Consider the following 18,970-nt stretch of genomic DNA (forward strand, 5'->3'; position numbering starts at 1 on the left):
TTAAAAACAAAACTACATCAATTAGATCAGGGGAGAAAACCATAAAAAGGAAGCAGTTATTAATTAAAAAAGATAAGGTTCTTCTCTTGAAAAGCTTCCGGTTCATAATTAAAAATGATGCGAACATTTAAGGCAATTGGAAGCTTTTCTCTCTGGTCAAATAGTTAAAGAGTATAAAGGGCAAAAATAAAATTATTACTAGATTTGAGTTAAACTTGAACTTAGATCTTGATAAGAATGAGTAGCAAATTCTTTGTGAAACAGAAAGTTGCCATGGTACTTGTGGGTTTTAGTATTGTTGCCATTGCAGCTATTCTTTATACTTTGTATCGTAGTTCCGAACTCGACAAGGAGCATATAAACCTGGTTGAAAACTCGGAAAAGATTGAAATAAAGATATTCGAAGTAAGAATCGAATTTGCAAGCGATCAAAATCGAAAAAATCCAATCAGTCAAATAAAAATCGATTCTCTTTTTAACAGTGCTTTTCAAAATATTGATAACATTAAAGCAATCGCCTCGAAAGAGTTTGGTGTTAAATCAAAGGAAAATAAAAACTTTACAAAGGAATTGTCACTATTAAAAGGCTCCGTGTCCGGCTTGAAACCTGTTGTTGATAAGGGGGGAGACATTAAAATCAAGCAAAACCACCTGGAAAGCCAAATGAAACTTTTTACCAATGCTTTTACCAATTACGAAAAAGCATTGCATCTATATATTAATCAGACCAACCAAAAATTTAAACAGAATATTTTTGTACTTCTGGCATTCCTATTGATTTTATTGGGTGTAAGTTTGTTTGTGGTTATGAAATTAATGAATTCCCTAACACAAGCGCATCTTCAACTGCTTAGAAACACCATGTCGGTGGAACAACGGGAAAGAAAAAGAATCGCACGAGAATTACACGATGGATTAGGGGCTATTTTGTCGAGTATAAGCTTATATGGCAAAATGCTTGGTAAAGATTTATCAGGTAACCAAACTTCCAACAATAAAGCAATTCAAATCAACCAACTTTCAAAACAAGCGCTGGATACCGTATCTGAGGTGATTAACAATTTGAATCCATCTGTTTTAAACCAATATAATTTGCAAGAATCATTACAGCGTTTGGCTGATAAAATCCACAATCTCGACCATCTGGATGTTGATTTGGATTTGAAAGAATTTAAAGCCGAACCTGAGCAAAATACAAAGATTGTTATTTACAGAATTTGCAGCGAGTTGATAAACAATACTCTAAAGCATGCGAATGCAAGCCGTATTACGATTAAATTGTCAGGGAAAAAGCATTTGGTATTGCAATATTCCGATAATGGTATTGGTTTTAATTTCGATGCGATTAAAACGAAAGAAAACGGCGGAATGGGCTTGCTAAACATCATAGAAAGAGTAGAATCAATAAACGGAATATGCCATATAAAAACAGCCGAAGATAAAGGCTTTAAAATAAGGATAGAATTTGCTTTGAGCGAATTAAAATTGAATTAAATGGATAAAATAAAAATAATATTAGTTGATGATCACAAGATATTCCGGGATGGGTTTCGAATGCTTTTACAAAGCTTCAAGTTTGTAGAAATAATTGCTGAAGCTTCAAATGGTAGTGAATTTTTATCACTATTAAAAGATCATATGGTCGATATTGTCTTTATGGACATCAACATGCCAAAAATTGATGGGGTAGAAGCCAGCCAGAAAGCACTTGAAATAAATCCTAATCTTAAAATTATTGCTTTAACAACATTTCTCGACAATGATTATCTGGAAAAGATGCTGATGGCAGGTGTGGAGGGCTACATGCTTAAATCTGCCGAGATAGAAGAGTTTGAAAAAGCTATAGTTAAGGTATATGAAGGTGGCAATTATTTCTCAGATGAAATTGTAAGTCTGCTATCGGATAAACTATACCTGCTTCGTAAAAAGAAAAAACAAAGAGCCGAACTACCTGAATTTACCGAAAGAGAAAAGGAAGTTCTTGAATTGATCTGTAAAGGGTTTGGAAATAAGCAAATAGCAGAAGCTACCTTTTTAAGTACAAAGACCATAGAAAAACACAAAAGCAGTTTATTTCAAAAAACAGGAACATACAATACAGTAAACTTGGTGATTTATGCATTTAAACATCAAATTGTAAACTTCGATTTGTGATTGTTACGAGCAATATATCGGCAAGATTATTTATTAAATTTAAAAGACTTGAAGTAGGGATATCCCTATTGTTTAATGCCTAGTAAACTATTACTTTCAGCCTATTTTGCATTCGAGAAAAAAATAAAATTATATAATGATGATTCAATTTTTAAGAAAGACAGAAATTTTTCGCAGGATCAAAGATCCGTTGGCCGAATTTGTTCGATTAGAGGCATTTAGTGGTATTGTATTAATGTTCTTTACCATTTTAGCTTTGTCTATCTCTAATTCTGCTCTTGGTGAGTCTTTTATTGCTTATTGGAAAAATTATTCAGGCATTCAGTTTGGAGATTGGATTTTGAAAAAATCGTTTCTGCATTGGATCAACGATGGTTTAATGGCAGTATTCTTTTTTGTAGTTGGTTTAGAGATAAAAAGAGAATTGCTTACAGGTGGACTTTCGTCAGTAAAAAAAGCAAGTTTGCCATTTTTTGGAGCCATTGGAGGAATGTTAATTCCAGCCTTGCTGTATGTTAGTTTTAACATACAAGGCGAAGGCACACATGGATGGGGAGTGCCTATGGCCACCGATATTGCTTTTGCGCTTGGTATTTTAATCCTATTAGGGAAAACAATACCCACCTCTCTAAAGTTATTGCTAACGTCTATTGCAATTGTTGATGATATTGGAGCAGTAATGGTAATTGCTCTTTATTACACCAACGAAATAGATTGGATTTATTTACTATACGGAGGTGGAATTTATGCAGTATTATGGCTTTTTAATACCCTGAAAGTAAGAAACATTACGGTTTACCTGATATTCGGAGTATTTCTTTGGTATGTTCTTCTAAAATCTGGTGTTCATGCAACCTTGGCAGGGATTCTATTAGCAATTACCATTCCTGCACGAGCCAGTAGAAATCTTTTTGATTTTATTGGATCAAATCAAGAGCTCTTACAGAATTTAAAAGCCAAAACCTCAGAGTTACAGAAAAAGCCAAACGAAAAGTTTATACAAGCCACCGTAAGTTCTATCGAAAGCAATTGTTTAAAGGTAATCTCACCTTTGCAACGATTAGAGCATTTGTTTCATCCCTGGGTGGCCTATTTAATTGTACCTCTTTTTGCATTTGCCAATGCAGGTGTAATTATTGATACCGAATTAACAAGCAGAGTAATTGAACCCATTTCCTTAGGAATCATTGCTGGTTTATTTGTTGGAAAACCACTTGGAATATTTGTATTTTCATGGGTAGCTGTTAAGTTTAAAATCGCTCAAAAACCAAGTGAAATCTGTTGGGCTCAGATTGTAGGAATAGGATTTCTGGGTGGTATCGGATTTACAATGTCATTCTTTGTTACCCAGCTGGCATTTTTCGATGATGAAGTATTAAGCCTCGCCAAATTTGCTGTTTTGATTGCTTCATTCATGTCAGGAGTTGTGGGATTCTTAATCTTAAAGTTATTTTGCATTAAAAAAGAATAATACTTCAGGACTGTTTAAGTTTGCATTGAGAATTTTTTTATAGTAGTACATCATTCTTAATGGACTTGTTTATCAGGAAGTTTTATTTATAAACACCCACAAATAGGCTTGTACAGAGGAGTTATTTATCAGAATGATTTGTAAGAATAGAAAAAATCTACCATATTTGCACCGCAATCAATCGCAATGCGGATGTGGCGTAATTGGTAGCCGCGCTAGACTTAGGATCTAGTGCCTTTGGGCGTGGGGGTTCGAGTCCCTTCATCCGCACACAATAGGATCAGCGTAAGTTGATCCTTTTTTATTTTAGTAATAATACAGTTCTATTTAGTCAATTACGAGCATCTTTAAAATGAAAAGTGCATGCTTAAAATAATTATTAAGCATGAACGGTAACGATTGTTTTGATTTTGTGGATTCCATCAGATTAGTGGGAAAATATTTACTGATACCGTGCGTCTTAAATTGTTGTGAATATTCTGAGTTTAGTCAGTCAAAAAATAGAGGCATTTCCAAGCCGCAAGGTTGGTATTTTAAAGAAGAATAAACTCAAATGATTAAGATTGTTTCAGCTTACTAATTTTGCGAACTACTTATACACATTTCAAAACCTTTACTATTTATCCAGTTTTGTTCAATGCTTTCCTCGATAATATTCTCGATACGATCCTTAAATTCCTTTTTCAACCCTTTAACTTCTATAAACTTTATTGCCTCTTGAAATGATTTTAGCATACTTTTATAAAAAGATTCCTGTTTGATACATTGTCCTGAAGTAAAGGTTTGTGCTATCTCAATATTATAAAGCATGACATTGGCAATTAGTGAGGGGTTTACACCCAAGCGTTTAAAATGCCTGATATAATTTTGTGCTACCGAACGCCTCATTTTTGCTTTTCTTCCATTTACAGGAAAGTACTCCTTGGAAATTTTAAATTTACATTCTTCCAGAAGTTTATTTTCGTTTGGATTAAAAGCAAAATCATAAAATTCCTTTACATCTTTAAATCTGTCATATAAATCTAAAAGCTGATCTTGCAGCTGCTCTTTTGTGAGTTGATGTAAGTATTCTTTTAAATCTTTTTTACTCATATTATTTGATCTCGATTATTGCAAAGATACATCATCATTACAATTTAACTGTTATATTCATTATTCCTGTTTAAATATGCCATTGTGCTCAAAGGAATACTTCAGCTTATTGTTGACTAATCCAGATTTATAAGCTTATAATAATGATTAGTCATAAAACAAGTATGTTTAAGTATTATTAATAAAATTAGAAACTTAAGAATCACTTATCATTTTATTTTGTTCATACATCATCAAAATAAAGAAACTAATGTAATGCACATAAGTTTTACGAAAATAGTTCACTAGCTTTATTTCTGTAAAATCAACTAATTCAAACCCAGTTTATGTTGCAAGCATGATGTATGGATTAAATCTTTTACATCAAGCTCAAAATCTAACATTTTTGCACTATTTAAAAATGCTTTTAAAACCCGAAAAACGAACAGAACGAAATGTTGTAAATAATTTACAGATTTCGATTTCTTCCCGATTAAATGACTCTTTGGGAGGCCTAAAGCTAATTAATTCACACAATAGTTTGTTTTATTATTCGAATGAATATCAAGTAAAATCTATTACAATACTCTCTTTAATGAAAATACACTTATCGAATCTAACTTGTCAACCTATTTTCGATAGGTACATTTTAATATTTAAAAAATTAAACTTTTAAATAATTATGTCATTAGATAAAGAATGAACAAAAACAAACAACCACTTAATGTTCTATTTATCTAAGTATTCACTTTTACCTAAAATTTCAACGATGAAAAAATTAATGTTTATTTTAATGGTGGTAGTTTTAACTACTGGCGCCTCGTTTGCGCAAATCAATTGGTCTGTATTAGGTCAGAATGGTATTGAAAATAAAGCAACAATTACTCAAACTGGTGAGTTTAACAAAAGTATTATTGAGCAAATTGGAGATGACAACACTACTAATCTATTTCAGTTTGGTAAGTCAAATTATTCTGAAATATTCCAATTAGGATTGAATAATCTCGTAGAGGTTAAACAAGTTATGGAGAATAAATCATTCATCACACAAATTATTGTGGATAACAATAAGGCGTATGTAGATCAGTATGGTAATAACTATTCAAAAATTTCGCAACTCATGGGTGAGGACAATATTGCTGATGTTTTGCAATTTGGCGAAAACTGGTCTGAAATCTACCAATGGTTCAGCACTTGGGTTGAGGCTTATGTCGAGCAACGCGGAAAAAATAATTTCTCTATGGTCGATCAAGAAAGTGTGTGGGATATAGCAAATGTTCTTCAGGTAGGTGAGGCGAATGAATCTTACATTACACAGTACGATAATTTCTTCTCGCTTGCTGATGTTATGCAATTTGGGTTTAACAACATTGCATCAATTCATCAAGAGTCAGGACTTCAAAATAATGCAACTATTGGACAGTTTGGTGAATTTAATCAGGCAGACATCACTCAAAATAATATGTTGCATGCATACGCTCTTGTAGCTCAAATAGGAAATTCGAACTTAGCTGATGTTGATCAATATGATGGTGATTATAATGAGGCTACCGTATTTCAAAATGGTAATGGCAACAAGGCATTCGCTAGTCAAAAGTATGGGAGCGAAAATATGATTGAAATTGAACAATACCAAGATGATAATATGGCAATGGCAAAACAACATGGTGGTTCGTTAATTAGAGCATATGTTGGACAAGAAGGTGATGGGAACATTGGATCTACGGTTCAATATGGTGGTAGCTCAAACTATGCCGGAATGATTCAAATTGGTAAAGAAAATCTTGCAAGTATTGAGCAATACGGCAACTTCTCAAGTTGGGCAGGTCTTGTTCAATTAGGGAATTACAATGAAGCAGTAGCAATTCAAGTAGGGGGAGATAACAATGGAGTTTATGCACAACAATTAGGCGCATTTAACCATGCTGGTATGGTTCAATTAGGAGGAGAAGATAATTCTGTTGATGTATTACAAGATGGCATAGCCAACCATGCATATACTGAACAAATTGTTGGTGTAAACAATCAAATTTTAGTTGTTCAAGAAGGTTGGTTAAACATTTCAGAAACATATCAATACGGAGGAGCAGATAATGTTGCAAGCGCAAATCAATTTGGACTTGGCAACTACTCTGGTATTATGCAAGATAATGTTACAAATTCTGTTGCCGATGTGGTTCAAGACGGTTTGTTGAATTCCTCAATTGTAATGCAGAGCAATGGTGATACAAATATAGCTTCACTTACTCAAGAAGGTATTATAAACTATTCTGAATTGATCCAGGATGGTTCTTTTAACACAACTACAGTTGAGCAGGTAGGGTTTAAACATGAAAGTTTTGTAAGTCAGTATGGCTTGGGAAATATTGCAACAGTGAGTCAAACAAACATGTCTAACCCTTAATTGCATCTAACAAAACTATTAAATAAGTGCAAATTTTTAATGGATTTTGATATTTGTAGTGGTTGTAAATATCGAAAGTAAATTTAGATTTAAATTAATATTAAGGAGCGTTAGTAAATTAACGCTCCTTTTCTGTACGATAAAATCATAAAGAAGAACCGATAAGTTATATTTGAACAGCTATCGGTTCTCACACTTAACTGCCTATGTTTAGTGTTAACTTATAGTCTAACGTTATTTGATTAAATGTTTATGAATTGAATAAGCTGTTTTTCGTCCACTATCTAAAGCACGAACAACAAGACTTGCCCCGGTGGTAGCATCTCCACAACAATAAACTTCTTTATTAGAGGTTTGACCATTGATATCGGTTTTTATATTACCTCTGGAATCCAACTCAACATCCAATTCATTAACCAAACCTTCGTGAACCGGATGAACAAAGCCCATCGCTAATAAGACCAAATCAGCCGAAAGTGTTTCTTCCGATCCTGCAATCTCCTCCATTTGATATTGTCCATTACTATTCTTTTTCCATTCCACCTGAACAATACGAAGTTCCTTAACACTTCCGTTTTTACCTTTAAATTCTTTCGAACTAAGCGACCATCGGCGCTTACACCCCTCCAAATGAGAACTTGAAGTTCTTAAAGTATTTGGCCAATAAGGCCAAGGGTTATTTTCTTTGCGTTCAGCAGGTGGTTTCGGCAGTAACTCTATTTGCAATACCGATTTAGCCTTTTGTCGAATTGAAGTTCCAACACAATCTGAACCGGTATCTCCTCCTCCAATCACAATAACATTTTTTCCCTTTGCAGAGATTCTTTCTTGCTTACTAAATTCAGTACCACGAACAACTTTGTTTTGTTGCTTTAGAAAATCCATTGAAAAGTGAATTCCTGAGAGTTCTCTGCCCTTAATCGGCAAATCACGAGCTTTCATTGCACCAATAGCAAGACAAATAGCATCGTACTCTTTTTCAAGATCCGAAAACAAAACATTAACACCAACATCCTGATTGGTTTTAAACTCAATTCCTTCTTCAACAAATAAATCTAATCTTCTATCGATAACATGCTTATCTAGTTTAAAATCCGGAATACCATATCTAAGTAAACCACCTATTGCATCATCCCTTTCGAATATAGTTACACTGTGCCCGGCCTGATTTAAAAGATCGGCTACAGACAAACCCGCAGGACCAGATCCAATAACTGCTACTTTTTTGCCAGTTCTTTTTGTTACAGGTCTCGCTTTTATATATCCATAATCGAAAGCCTTTTCAATTACCGAAGCTTCATTTTCCCTTATGGTTACCGGGGATTGATGCAAAGCCAAAACACAAGATTTTTCGCATGGTGCAGGACAAATTCTACCCGTAAATTCAGGAAAACTGTTGGTAGATTGAAGAATGTTTGCAGCTTCTTCCCAATTCTCTCTGTAGATAGCATCCTGCCATTCCGGAATCTTGCTCTCGGTAGGACAGGCCCAATGACAAAAAGGGATACCGCAGTCCATACATCTTGAAGCCTGATCAATTCGATCTTCCAAGTTTAAAGTTTGCTCAACCTCTCCAAAATCACCAATTCTATCTCTAACCGGACGATAACCGGCCTCTTTTCTTTTTATCTCTAAAAAACCTTTTGGATTTCCCATAATCAAATCAATTATGAATTGCGAATTACATTTTCGCAATTACTCATTACTTATTCTCTCTTCTATTCATGCAACTCTGTTTGAGATTGTGCTTGTTTCAATTTGCGACGAATCTTCTTTAATTTATTCTCTTCCAAAACCTTTTTGTACTCGTAAGGAATAACTTTCATAAAATGAGGCAGATATTCCTCCCAATGCGTTAAAACCTTAGAGGCAACACTACTTTGAGTAAACAGCAAGTGCTGATGAATCATGGCTTGTAGTTCATGGATATCCTGCAGATATTCCACTAACTCAAGAGCCACCAAACTCTGATTGCAAAAATAATCCAGCTTACCTTCTGTATTTAGAACATATGCAATACCGCCACTCATACCCGCAGCAAAGTTTCTGCCTGTTGGACCAAGAATCACTACGCGTCCTCCTGTCATGTATTCGCAACCATGATCGCCAACCCCTTCAACTACCGCTTTTGCACCTGAATTTCGCACACAGAAACGTTCTCCAGCCATACCTCTAATGTACGCTTCGCCGCCAGTGGCTCCATACAGAGCTGTATTCCCGATAATAATCTGTTTTTCGGGTAGAAAAATTGATTTGTGAGGAGGTTGAATAATAATTTTTCCTCCTGAAAGACCTTTTCCAAAATAGTCATTCGAATCTCCTTCTAATTTAAATGTAATTCCCTTTTCTAAAAAAGCACCAAAGCTTTGTCCTGCAGAACCTCTAAATCGACAATATATGGTATCCTCTTCTAATTCTCGTTTTGGTTTTAAAGCAGCAACTTTACCAGATAACATGGCTCCTGTGGTACGATTAGTATTTCGGATTTTAGAATCAATCCATACTTTTTCTCCATCATGCAGTGCTTTTTCAGATTGTTTGATTAAGTCATGATCCAAAACTTCTCCAATCGACTTAACAAAAGCATTTACTCCACATAATTCATGGCCATTAGTGGCAGGTAAATGAAGTAAGTTCTGAATATCAACAGTTTCAGCCTTCCATTTTTTGATATCTTTTCTTTTTACCAACAGATCCGATCTTCCAACCAAATCATCAAATCTTCTGATACCCAGTTCAGCCATTAATTCACGACATTCCTCTGCAAGGAATGTGAAGAAATTAATTACCCATTCTGAGCGCCCCAGAAATTTTTGTCTTAATTCTTTATTTTGAGTTGCGATTCCAACGGGACAGGTGTTTAAGTGACATTTTCGCATCATTACACAACCAAGAACCACTAATGCACTGGTTGCGAAACCAAACTCTTCGGCTCCTAACAAAGCCATGGTTATAATATCCCTACCTGTCTTCAGTTGACCATCGGTTTGTAATTTTATTCTGCCTCTTAAATCATTTAATACAAGCGTTTGCTGCGTTTCAGCCAATCCTAACTCTACTGGTAAACCAGCATTTTTGATAGAACTCAACGGACTCGCACCAGTTCCACCTTCGGCACCACTAATTACAATTAAATCAGCATTAGCTTTGGCAACTCCAGCTGCTACCGTACCAACTCCATTTTCAGATACCAATTTCACACTTACACATGCTGTTGGATTTACATTCTTTAAATCGTAAATTAATTGAGCCAAATCCTCAATCGAATAAATGTCGTGATGTGGAGGGGGAGAGATCAATGTAATTCCTGGGGTCGAGTTTCTTAACTTAGCAATAATCTTATCCACTTTAAATCCTGGTAACTGTCCACCTTCTCCTGGTTTTGCACCTTGTGCTACCTTAATTTGTAACTCATCTGCGTTTACCAAATAAGCCGTATTCACTCCAAATCTTCCCGAAGCAATCTGCTTAATTGAACTACGTGCACCAGAGAAAAACCTCTTGGCACTTTCCCCACCTTCACCCGTATTGCTTCTGCCTCCAATCTTGTTCATTGCAATGGCCAATGCTTCATGTGCTTCTTTAGAGATTGATCCATAAGACATGGCACCAGTACAAAAACGCTTCATAATATTTTCTACAGGCTCAACCTCAGATATATCGATTGGATTTGATTTAAAATCGAAATAGCCGCGTAAGAAATTCGGGTTTCTTGTTTCAGAATTTACAAAAGCGGAATATTCTTTGTATTTAGCGTAGTTATTTGTTCTTGTCGACCACTGTAACAAACCTATCGACTCAGGATTCCAACTGTGTTTCTCTCCATTTTTCCGGTAGTGAATTGTTCCAGTGTTAACTAGTAGATTCTGATTTTCAAAAGGATCTTTCTCCGTAAATGCTTTTTTATGATGGCATAACATTTCCTCGGATATTTCCTTTAAACCTATTCCACCAATTCGAGATGGAGTACCAGTAAAATACTTACTTATTACATCATTACTGATACCTAAGGCTTCGTAAATTTGCGCTCCCAAATAACTTCCAATTGTTGAAATTCCCATTTTCGACATTACCTTCAGCAAACCTTTATCTACTGCTTTTATGTAATTTTTTCTAGCTGATTTGTATTCAAGACTGATTCTGCCTTCTTTTACCAATCTGTCGATTACGGCATAACTCATATAAGGATTGATAACACTTGCTCCATAAGCAATTAATAGCGCAAAATGGCTCACCTCACGAGCTTCACCTGTTTCCACCACTAAACCAATTTGCATTCTCTTACGCTTCTTAATCAAGTGGTGATGAATAGCAGCAACCGCCAACAATACCGGAATAGGAGCCATTGTTTTACTTACATTTCTATCTGTAAGAATGATATAGTTCTTATGATCATCCACTGCCTTTTCGGCTAACTTACATAGAGAATCCAAAGCATCTTCCAAGCCTTTACCATTATCCGCCGCTTTGAATAGCATATCAAGAGTTGCATGTCTAAATTCTTCATGTCTAAGTTTTTTGATTTTTCCAAGATCTGTATTGGTAATCAAAGGACTTTTAAACCGAATCAATTTACAATGCTGTGGCGTTTCATCCAAGAGATTCTTTTGAACCGCCCCAATATAGTTGGTCAAATCCATTACCAGATTCTCACGAATTGAATCGATAGGTGGATTGGTAACTTGTGCAAAGAGTTGTCGGAAATAATTGAATAACAAATGTGGTTTTTCGGATAAGGCTGGAATAGGTGCATCATTACCCATAGAACCAACCGGTTCTTGACCTCCAATAGCCATAGGTAAAATAATTCGTTCAAAATCCTCCTTCGAATAACCAAAAACGTCTTTACAAAGCTCAAAATGATCGCCAATATCAGATGGAACACGTTTTTCCACAGGAATTGCCTTAAGATCTAATCGATTCTCTTTTAACCAATTTTGATAAGGATTTCTATAGGTCAATTGCGATTTTACTTCCTGATCAGGAATGATAATACCCAATTGAGTATCAACCAATAATAATTTACCAGGACGCAATCTACCTTTTTCCTTAATTTCCTCTGCTCTAAAGTTTTGAATTCCAACTTCAGACCCCATCACAATCATATCATCTTGTGTGATGACATATCGAGAAGGACGTAATCCATTTCTATCTAAAGTTCCACCAATGTATCTACCATCAGAAAACACCAAAGAAGCCGGACCATCCCAAGGTTCCATAAAGGTTGAATGATACTCGTAAAAGGCCTTTAAACTATCTGGAATTGGATTCTTTTCATTCCACGATTCCGGAACCATCATACTTAGAGCATGCGGTAAACTTCTTCCGGTTAAAAAAAGAAATTCCAATACGTTGTCAAAAGATGCAGAATCACTTTTATTTGGCTCTACTACAGGGAAAAGTTTCTTTATATCTTCGCCATATAGTTCCGATTTTAGCAATGATTCGCGGGCTTGCATCCACAATCTGTTCCCCTTAATGGTATTGATCTCTCCATTGTGGGCAACAATACGAAATGGTTGCGCCAAATCCCATGATGGGAAAGTATTGGTACTAAATCTTGAATGTACCATGGCAATAGCAGATTCCAATCTTGGATCCTGCAAATCTTCAAAGTATTTTCCCAGTTGATCACTGGCAAACATTCCTTTATAAACGAGCACCTTAGAAGATAAGCTAGGGATGTAAAACATCTCTTTTTCTTTCATCTTGCTTGCTCTTACATAACTCTCCGCTTGTTTTCTGGCAAGGTACAAACGACGTTCTAAATCATCTTGCTCATAATTTCCTCCAACAAAGATTTGTTTTATTACTGGTTCAGAATGTCTTGCAATTTCTCCAATTGCATTTGTATCCGTTGGTACATCACGTAAATGAAGAAATTCCAATCCTTCTTCTAGCAGAATTTGAATAAGAACCTCAATACAAAACTTCTCTTCAGTTTCATCTTGAGGTAGGAATATTAAACCTGTTCCATACTTTCGAGGCAAAGGAAGTTTAATTCCGATTTTCTTATAGAAACTATGAGGTACTTGCACTAAAATACCAGCACCATCACCACTTACATTGTCAGCACCACGAGCACCCCTGTGTTCCATGTTACACAGAACTTCCAGACCGCGCGTAATAATTTCGTGCGATTTTTTTCCTTTAATGTTGGCTACAAAGCCAATTCCACAATTGTCATGTTCATTCATCGGGTCGTACAGACCCTGTCGGCTTGGTCTAAGGTTTCGCATAGGCATATATTAAGTGCGAAGCCAGGCCATGATTTTTCTTTTAGGAAGACATTGAGTAACGAAAAAGTCCCCAACTTTCTCGACTAATCAGCAACGACACAATGAATCCGTTTGTCGTAGTCTATTTAAGAAAACATTCTAAAAGTGTAGAGATAAAAATTTAAGCTTGTTTAATCCGTTGCAACAAATATAACTTAAAAAAAAGCTACTAAGCAACTATTATTGTTTAGCTAATAGTCGAAAACGTTTTAAAACATGAAAAAAGTCATATTTTTTTATGCAAAGGTTTTCATGAAAATCAGGCAATTACAAATTATCATTTCAAAACCTCTAATAAAAAACAAGTACAATGTTAATTTTAGCTTAATGTTAAGTGATGCTTGAGCAAAAACTATCCTTAAAACAGGACACTTACATTAGCTTGTAGATTCCACAACTGGATGAACTTTTAAAATTTTTAAAAGTTTCTTTTCAACCCATCTTGGCAGGTATTTGCCAATTTTCGTAATAAATTGTTGTCCCAAAATATAGATTGATGAATAAAAGAATACCTTATTTAGTACATAAACAGAAGCAGTAAAGAAAACAACTTTTTTAGTTCCAACTAGAATAAAAGGAAAGGAATAAGTAAGAACAAAAGTAACAACAGCTAAACCAAACAACACAAACCCTACAATTTTTTTCAACTCCATAATGATTTCAACTATTTAGATTTTTGATATTTAAATCAATTCTACGACGCAATATATAAATGGTTATTCAATAAAACTCATTTAAAGTGTTAAAAATCATTAATTAAACAAGAAGTTCGAACATAAAAAAGATAAAAGTGTCTTATTTAAAAAGGATATGTTGAAACATGATTCGTAGTAAGCATGAAGAATATGGCAACTTTTTATACTTGTACCACCAAAATAGAGGTTCGCTAAAAAAAATCTATTAAAAAAATGGATGCAAAGCTTTGAAACGGAGTGTATCACAAAAAATATTCTTTTTTATTAGGATATTAATGTATTTTGCCTTTATCTTTGTAAGCAGCAAATAAAAAAGTATGGAAAAAATATTTATCATCCGACGACGCATATTCAGATCTTTATTGTAACGATAAGGACAAGTGTTGGTATGATACATTTCCAAGCTTTCCCATTCGGAAAGTTTTTTTTTGAAATTAAATGTAGAAGAAAAACCAAATGATTCAATTGCTTTACATACGACGAATGAGCGCACCCTTAAGGAAAGCGGTTCCGGTCTTATTGTCTTGTAATCAATGATTAAGAACAATATTTAGAAGGCTTACCGTTTTTCCCGGTAAGCCTTTTTTTTGAACTTTTAATAACTATTGAATCAAGAAATAATAAAAATGAAAAAGATAATCTTTACAGAAAGCAGACGCCATTTGCGAAGTAACTGTTACCCAGGAGGGGCGGATGAGCTTGCTGTATCTGATTGTCAGATATTCTATAAACTGTATTAAGCTTACCGTTCCTGCGGTAGGCTTTTTTTGTATGCAAATTTAAAATGATATAAAATGAAAAGTAACAACTCCTTAGAATTCCGACGACGATGGTTTAGGAATCTTAACAACAACAATTTAAAAGAAACATTCTTTATCGACATTAATAACAAATGGTTGTGCCTTACAGGTGTAGCATTATTTTGGGAAACCTAGAAGACTAACAAATGATAGATACATTAATGGAAGTTGAGCAAAAAATAAGTGTCATTGTAGCAGATTTAAGGCATATTGATTATGCTGGTGATATTTGTGAAATGATTGAAAGAGCCGCAAAAATACGTGGTACTGGAATTGCAAAAAGAAATCCTTTGTACATCGTACAAAAGATACAGGAAGGAAAAGCTGTAATTGCATTTGATGACTTAAAAGTTATAGGATTCTGCTATGTAGAGACTTGGGAGCATGGTAAATATGTTGCCAATTCAGGTCTAATTGTCGATCCAGAGTATAGAGCTGTTGGATTAGCAAAGTTAATAAAAGCAGAAGCATTTAATTTATCAAGAAAGCGATATCCTCAAGCTAAGATCTTCGGTTTAACAACCAGTCTTCCTGTTATGAAGATTAATTCAGATTTAGGTTATAGACCTGTAACATTCTCAGAATTAACTACAGACGAATCATTTTGGAAAGGTTGTAGTAGTTGTGTTAACTACGATATTCTTCAAAGAACCGATCGAAAAATGTGCCTTTGTACTGGCATGTTATTCGATCCGAGTAAGAATGGTACACCCAATCTAAAAGAAACAATCAAGCAATTCAATCAATCAAAAGAAAACGACAATGACATCAAATAAGAAAAAAGTAGTATTAGCATATAGCGGAGGATTAGATACAACATATTGTGCACTTTACCTTTCTAAGGAGTTGGGGATGGAAGTGTACACCGCGTTAGGAAATACAGGTGGTTTCAGTAAAGAGGAACTTTTAGAAATTGAAGATAGAACCAAACAACTTGGCGTTGCTGAACATGTATCGTTAGATATCACAGAAGAATACTACGAAAAATGTATCAAGTACATGATTATGGGTAATGTATTAAAGAACAATACATATCCATTATCGGTAAGCTCCGAGAGAGCATTTCAGGCAATGGCAATTGCTCAATATGCTCATTCCATTAATGCAGATTATATAGCGCACGGTAGTACAGGAGCTGGAAATGATCAGATCAGGTTCGATTTGATTTTTAAAATAATGGCTCCTAATGCTGAAATTATAACTCCTACTAGAGATTTGGAATTAAGTAGGGAAATGGAAATTAACTACCTAAAAGAACACGGCATTAATGCGAACTTCGAAAAAATGAAATATTCCATTAATGCAGGAATTTGGGGAACAAGTATTGGAGGAAAGGAGACTTTAAGTTCCAACTTACCATTGCCAGAAGAAGCTTATCCTAAGCAAGTTGAAAAAACGGATCCAGAAAATTTAAGCATAGAGTTCAAGGAAGGTGAATTAGTAGCAGTAAATGGTGAAAAAGTTGACCATCCGCTTGAAGCAATTCAAAAAATTGAAGAAGCTGGAGCCGCTTTTGGGATTGGGAGAGATATGCACATTGGAGACACTATAATTGGGACAAAAGGTAGAGTTGCTTTTGAGGCCGCTGCCCCTTTAATGATCATTCAAGCTCATCAAACTTTAGAAAAGCATACGCTAACAAAATGGCAAATGCATTGGAAGGAACAAATTGCAAATTTCTATGGAATGCTTTTGCATGAAGCTCAATATTTGGAACCAGTAATGAGAAATATGGAAAGCTTTCTTGTTGATACACAAAGGAATGTCAATGGAACGGTATGTATTAAAATGTTTCCTAAATACTTTCAAATAGAAGGTATAGAATCTCCAAATGACTTAATGTCTGATTTATTTGGACAATATGGTGAAAGCAATGAAGGTTGGACAGCTGATGATGTAAAAGGATTTACAAATATTCTAGCTAATTCTCTTAAAATTTATCATACAATAAATCAGCAATAAAATGGTAAAAGTTGGTATAATAGGTGGTGCAGGATATACTGCAGGAGAATTGTTACGGATTTTAATTTGGCATCCGAAAGTGAATATTGCTTTTGTACAAAGTGCTAGTCATGATGGTTATCCAATTACCGATGTGCACAAAGATTTGCTTGGAGATACTGATTTGAAATTTGGCAAAGCCGACTATTCAAAAGTAGATGTGATATTTATCTGCTCCGGTCATGGAAAAACCAAATTATTTCTGGATCAAAACAATTTACCTAATGGTCTTAAAATTGTTGATTTAAGTACTGATTACAGACCTAAAAACAATGGCAACGGTTTTGTTTATGGATTACCGGAATTGAATAAGGAAAGTATTGAAACAGCTAATAGAATAGCAAATCCAGGATGTTTTGCTACTTGTATTGAGTTGGGATTGCTTCCATTGGCAGCAGAAAAACAATTAAGTGAAGAAATCCATGTAAATGCAATTACAGGATCGACTGGAGCAGGACAAAATCCTATGGTAACTTCACACTTTAGCTGGAAGAATAATAATGTAGCAGTATATAAAGCATTTACACATCAGCATTTGTCAGAGATTAATGAATCTGTACTTCAGCTACAGCCTGATTACTCAAAGGAGATCAACTTTATCCCGGTAAGAGGAAACTTTAGCCGAGGCATCATGGCAACAATCTATACTGATTGTAAATGGAGTCTGGAAGAAGCCAAAGAGAAATATGATTTGTATTATTCCGAACACCCTTTTGTTTCCATCTCGAATACTATACCTGATGTAAAACAGGTAGTTAACACTAACAAGTGTGTGTTATATTTTGAGAAACACGGTAGCAAGCTAATGATTATCTCAGTGATTGATAATTTATTAAAAGGTGCATCGGGACAAGCTGTTCAGAATATGAACCTGATGCTTGGCCTGAATGAAAAAGAGGGTTTAGGATTAAAACCAATTGGTTTTTAAATAAGATAAAAATGAAATTATTCGACGTATATAATTGTTACGATATAAACCTAGTGAACGGAAAGGGAATGGAACTTTCCGATGACAAAGGAAATCAATACCTGGATTTTTATGGAGGTCATGGTGTGATTTCCATCGGTCATTCTCACCCTCACTACATGTTTAGGATCGAAAACCAACTGCATTGTTTAGGATTTTATTCGAATGCGGTTAAGAATGATTTGCAAGAAAAATTGGCTTGTAAATTAGGGAAGATAAGTGGATATGATGATTACAATTTGTTTCTGTGCAATTCGGGAGCAGAGGCAAATGAGAATGCATTAAAGATTGCATCATTTCACAATCAAAAGTCAAAAGTAATCTCAATTAAAGGTGCATTTCATGGTAGAACAGGAGGAGCTCTGTCAATAACTGACAATCCAAAATTAGCATCTGAATTCAATGTCGAACACGACGTAGCATTTGTTGAAATGAATGATACTGAATCTCTTAAGAGTGAACTTTCTAAAGGGAACGTATCCGCTGTTATTATAGAAGGGATTCAGGGTGTTAATGGAGTTGTTGAGCCAACAATAGATTTCCTAAAAACAGCTAAAACCGTTTGTGAAGAAAATGATGCTTTGCTAATTCTGGATGAGATTCAATCAGGATTTGGAAGAAGCGGAAAGTTTTTTGCACACCAGTATTCTGGTGTAAAGCCAGATATTATTACCACAGCAAAAGGAATGGGAAATGGTTTTCCAATTGCTGGAGTTTTGATATCTCCAAAGCTAAAACCTTGGAAAGGCATGCTAGGAACAACCTTTGGTGGAAATCATCTGGCATGTGCCGCAGCAATAGCTGTTCTTGAAACTATAGAAGAAGAGCAATTAATAGATAATGCGAAAGAAATAGGCAATTATTTAATCGCGAATTTAAAAGATAATAATGCTGTAAAAGCAATAAGGGGGAAAGGTTTAATGATTGGTATAGACATTGAAAATATGTCAGAAACAAGAACGAAGCTTTTAAAGGAATATGGAATATTTACAGGTTCCTCAGGAGAAAACACGCTTCGTTTACTACCACCGCTATCAATATCGAAAGCTGAAGCAGACCAATTCATTGAAGCATTTAACTGTGTTTTAGCAAGCACCTGTGCAGTTAAACACTAAGTAGTAAAACCCAA

13 protein-coding genes and 1 tRNA gene are annotated in these 18,970 nt (G+C 34.9%); 10 read left to right on the plus strand and 4 right to left on the minus strand.

Going from position 1 to position 18,970, the window contains the following annotated elements:
• Nucleotides 1-237 precede the first annotated feature (237 nt).
• The 4 genes from ACO05S_RS17515 (at nucleotide 238) to ACO05S_RS17530 (ending at nucleotide 3,895) form a co-directional block, all read left to right on the plus strand.
• The gene (locus ACO05S_RS17515; RefSeq protein WP_421919312.1) at nucleotides 238-1,494 is read left to right on the plus strand and encodes a sensor histidine kinase; all 1,257 of its coding nucleotides are present in this window, start codon (nucleotides 238-240) and stop codon (nucleotides 1,492-1,494) included.
• On the plus strand, nucleotides 1,495-2,154 hold the full coding sequence (locus ACO05S_RS17520) for a response regulator transcription factor (RefSeq protein ID WP_421919313.1): 660 nt from the start codon (nucleotides 1,495-1,497) through the stop codon (nucleotides 2,152-2,154).
• A gap of 139 nt (nucleotides 2,155-2,293) precedes the next feature.
• On the plus strand, nucleotides 2,294-3,625 hold the full coding sequence (gene nhaA, locus ACO05S_RS17525) for a Na+/H+ antiporter NhaA (RefSeq protein WP_421919314.1): 1,332 nt from the start codon (nucleotides 2,294-2,296) through the stop codon (nucleotides 3,623-3,625).
• 188 nt (nucleotides 3,626-3,813) lie between these two features.
• Nucleotides 3,814-3,895 (plus strand) — tRNA-Leu (locus ACO05S_RS17530).
• Between the two features lie 306 nt (nucleotides 3,896-4,201).
• Here the strand turns inward: ACO05S_RS17530 and ACO05S_RS17535 are convergent.
• Nucleotides 4,202-4,717, minus strand: a complete 516-nt coding sequence (locus ACO05S_RS17535; RefSeq protein WP_421919315.1) for a DUF6155 family protein — start codon at nucleotides 4,715-4,717, stop codon at nucleotides 4,202-4,204.
• A gap of 748 nt (nucleotides 4,718-5,465) precedes the next feature.
• Here ACO05S_RS17535 and ACO05S_RS17540 point away from each other — a divergent pair.
• Nucleotides 5,466-7,100, plus strand: coding sequence for a hypothetical protein (locus tag ACO05S_RS17540; protein ID WP_421919316.1), 1,635 nt, complete (start codon nucleotides 5,466-5,468; stop codon nucleotides 7,098-7,100).
• A 234-nt stretch (nucleotides 7,101-7,334) separates the two neighbouring features.
• On the opposite strand, the gene ACO05S_RS17545 is transcribed toward ACO05S_RS17540, so the two are convergent.
• The 3 genes from ACO05S_RS17545 to ACO05S_RS17555 form a co-directional block, all read right to left on the minus strand.
• The gene (locus tag ACO05S_RS17545; protein WP_421919317.1) at nucleotides 7,335-8,756 is read right to left on the minus strand and encodes a glutamate synthase subunit beta; all 1,422 of its coding nucleotides are present in this window, start codon (nucleotides 8,754-8,756) and stop codon (nucleotides 7,335-7,337) included.
• A 62-nt stretch (nucleotides 8,757-8,818) separates the two neighbouring features.
• The gene (gene gltB / locus ACO05S_RS17550) at nucleotides 8,819-13,339 is read right to left on the minus strand and encodes a glutamate synthase large subunit (protein ID WP_421919318.1); all 4,521 of its coding nucleotides are present in this window, start codon (nucleotides 13,337-13,339) and stop codon (nucleotides 8,819-8,821) included.
• A 416-nt stretch (nucleotides 13,340-13,755) separates the two neighbouring features.
• Nucleotides 13,756-14,031, minus strand: coding sequence for a hypothetical protein (locus ACO05S_RS17555; protein ID WP_421919319.1), 276 nt, complete (start codon nucleotides 14,029-14,031; stop codon nucleotides 13,756-13,758).
• 836 nt (nucleotides 14,032-14,867) lie between these two features.
• Between ACO05S_RS17555 and ACO05S_RS17560 the strand changes: the two genes are divergently transcribed.
• The 5 genes from ACO05S_RS17560 to ACO05S_RS17580 are packed head-to-tail and all read left to right on the plus strand — an operon-like array spanning nucleotide 14,868 to nucleotide 18,956.
• Nucleotides 14,868-15,008, plus strand: a complete 141-nt coding sequence (locus ACO05S_RS17560) for a hypothetical protein (protein WP_421919320.1) — start codon at nucleotides 14,868-14,870, stop codon at nucleotides 15,006-15,008.
• A gap of 11 nt (nucleotides 15,009-15,019) precedes the next feature.
• Entirely contained in the window at nucleotides 15,020-15,649 is a 630-nt protein-coding gene (locus ACO05S_RS17565; RefSeq protein ID WP_421919321.1) for a GNAT family N-acetyltransferase, read from the plus strand.
• Nucleotides 15,636-16,835 (plus strand): argininosuccinate synthase, encoded by a 1,200-nt coding sequence (locus ACO05S_RS17570; protein WP_421919322.1) that lies wholly within the window; start codon nucleotides 15,636-15,638, stop codon nucleotides 16,833-16,835. Before ACO05S_RS17565 ends, ACO05S_RS17570 begins: the two co-directional genes overlap by 14 nt.
• Nucleotide 16,836: 1 nt before the next feature.
• On the plus strand, nucleotides 16,837-17,802 hold the full coding sequence (gene argC / locus ACO05S_RS17575; RefSeq protein ID WP_421919323.1) for an N-acetyl-gamma-glutamyl-phosphate reductase: 966 nt from the start codon (nucleotides 16,837-16,839) through the stop codon (nucleotides 17,800-17,802).
• An 11-nt stretch (nucleotides 17,803-17,813) separates the two neighbouring features.
• Nucleotides 17,814-18,956: an aspartate aminotransferase family protein gene (locus tag ACO05S_RS17580; RefSeq protein ID WP_421919324.1), complete on the plus strand. Its 1,143-nt coding sequence runs from the start codon at nucleotides 17,814-17,816 to the stop codon at nucleotides 18,954-18,956.
• Nucleotides 18,957-18,970: the final 14 nt, after the last annotated feature.

The organism is Marinifilum sp., from assembly GCF_965230805.1.
In the GTDB taxonomy this organism is placed as follows: domain Bacteria; phylum Bacteroidota; class Bacteroidia; order Bacteroidales; family Marinifilaceae; genus Marinifilum.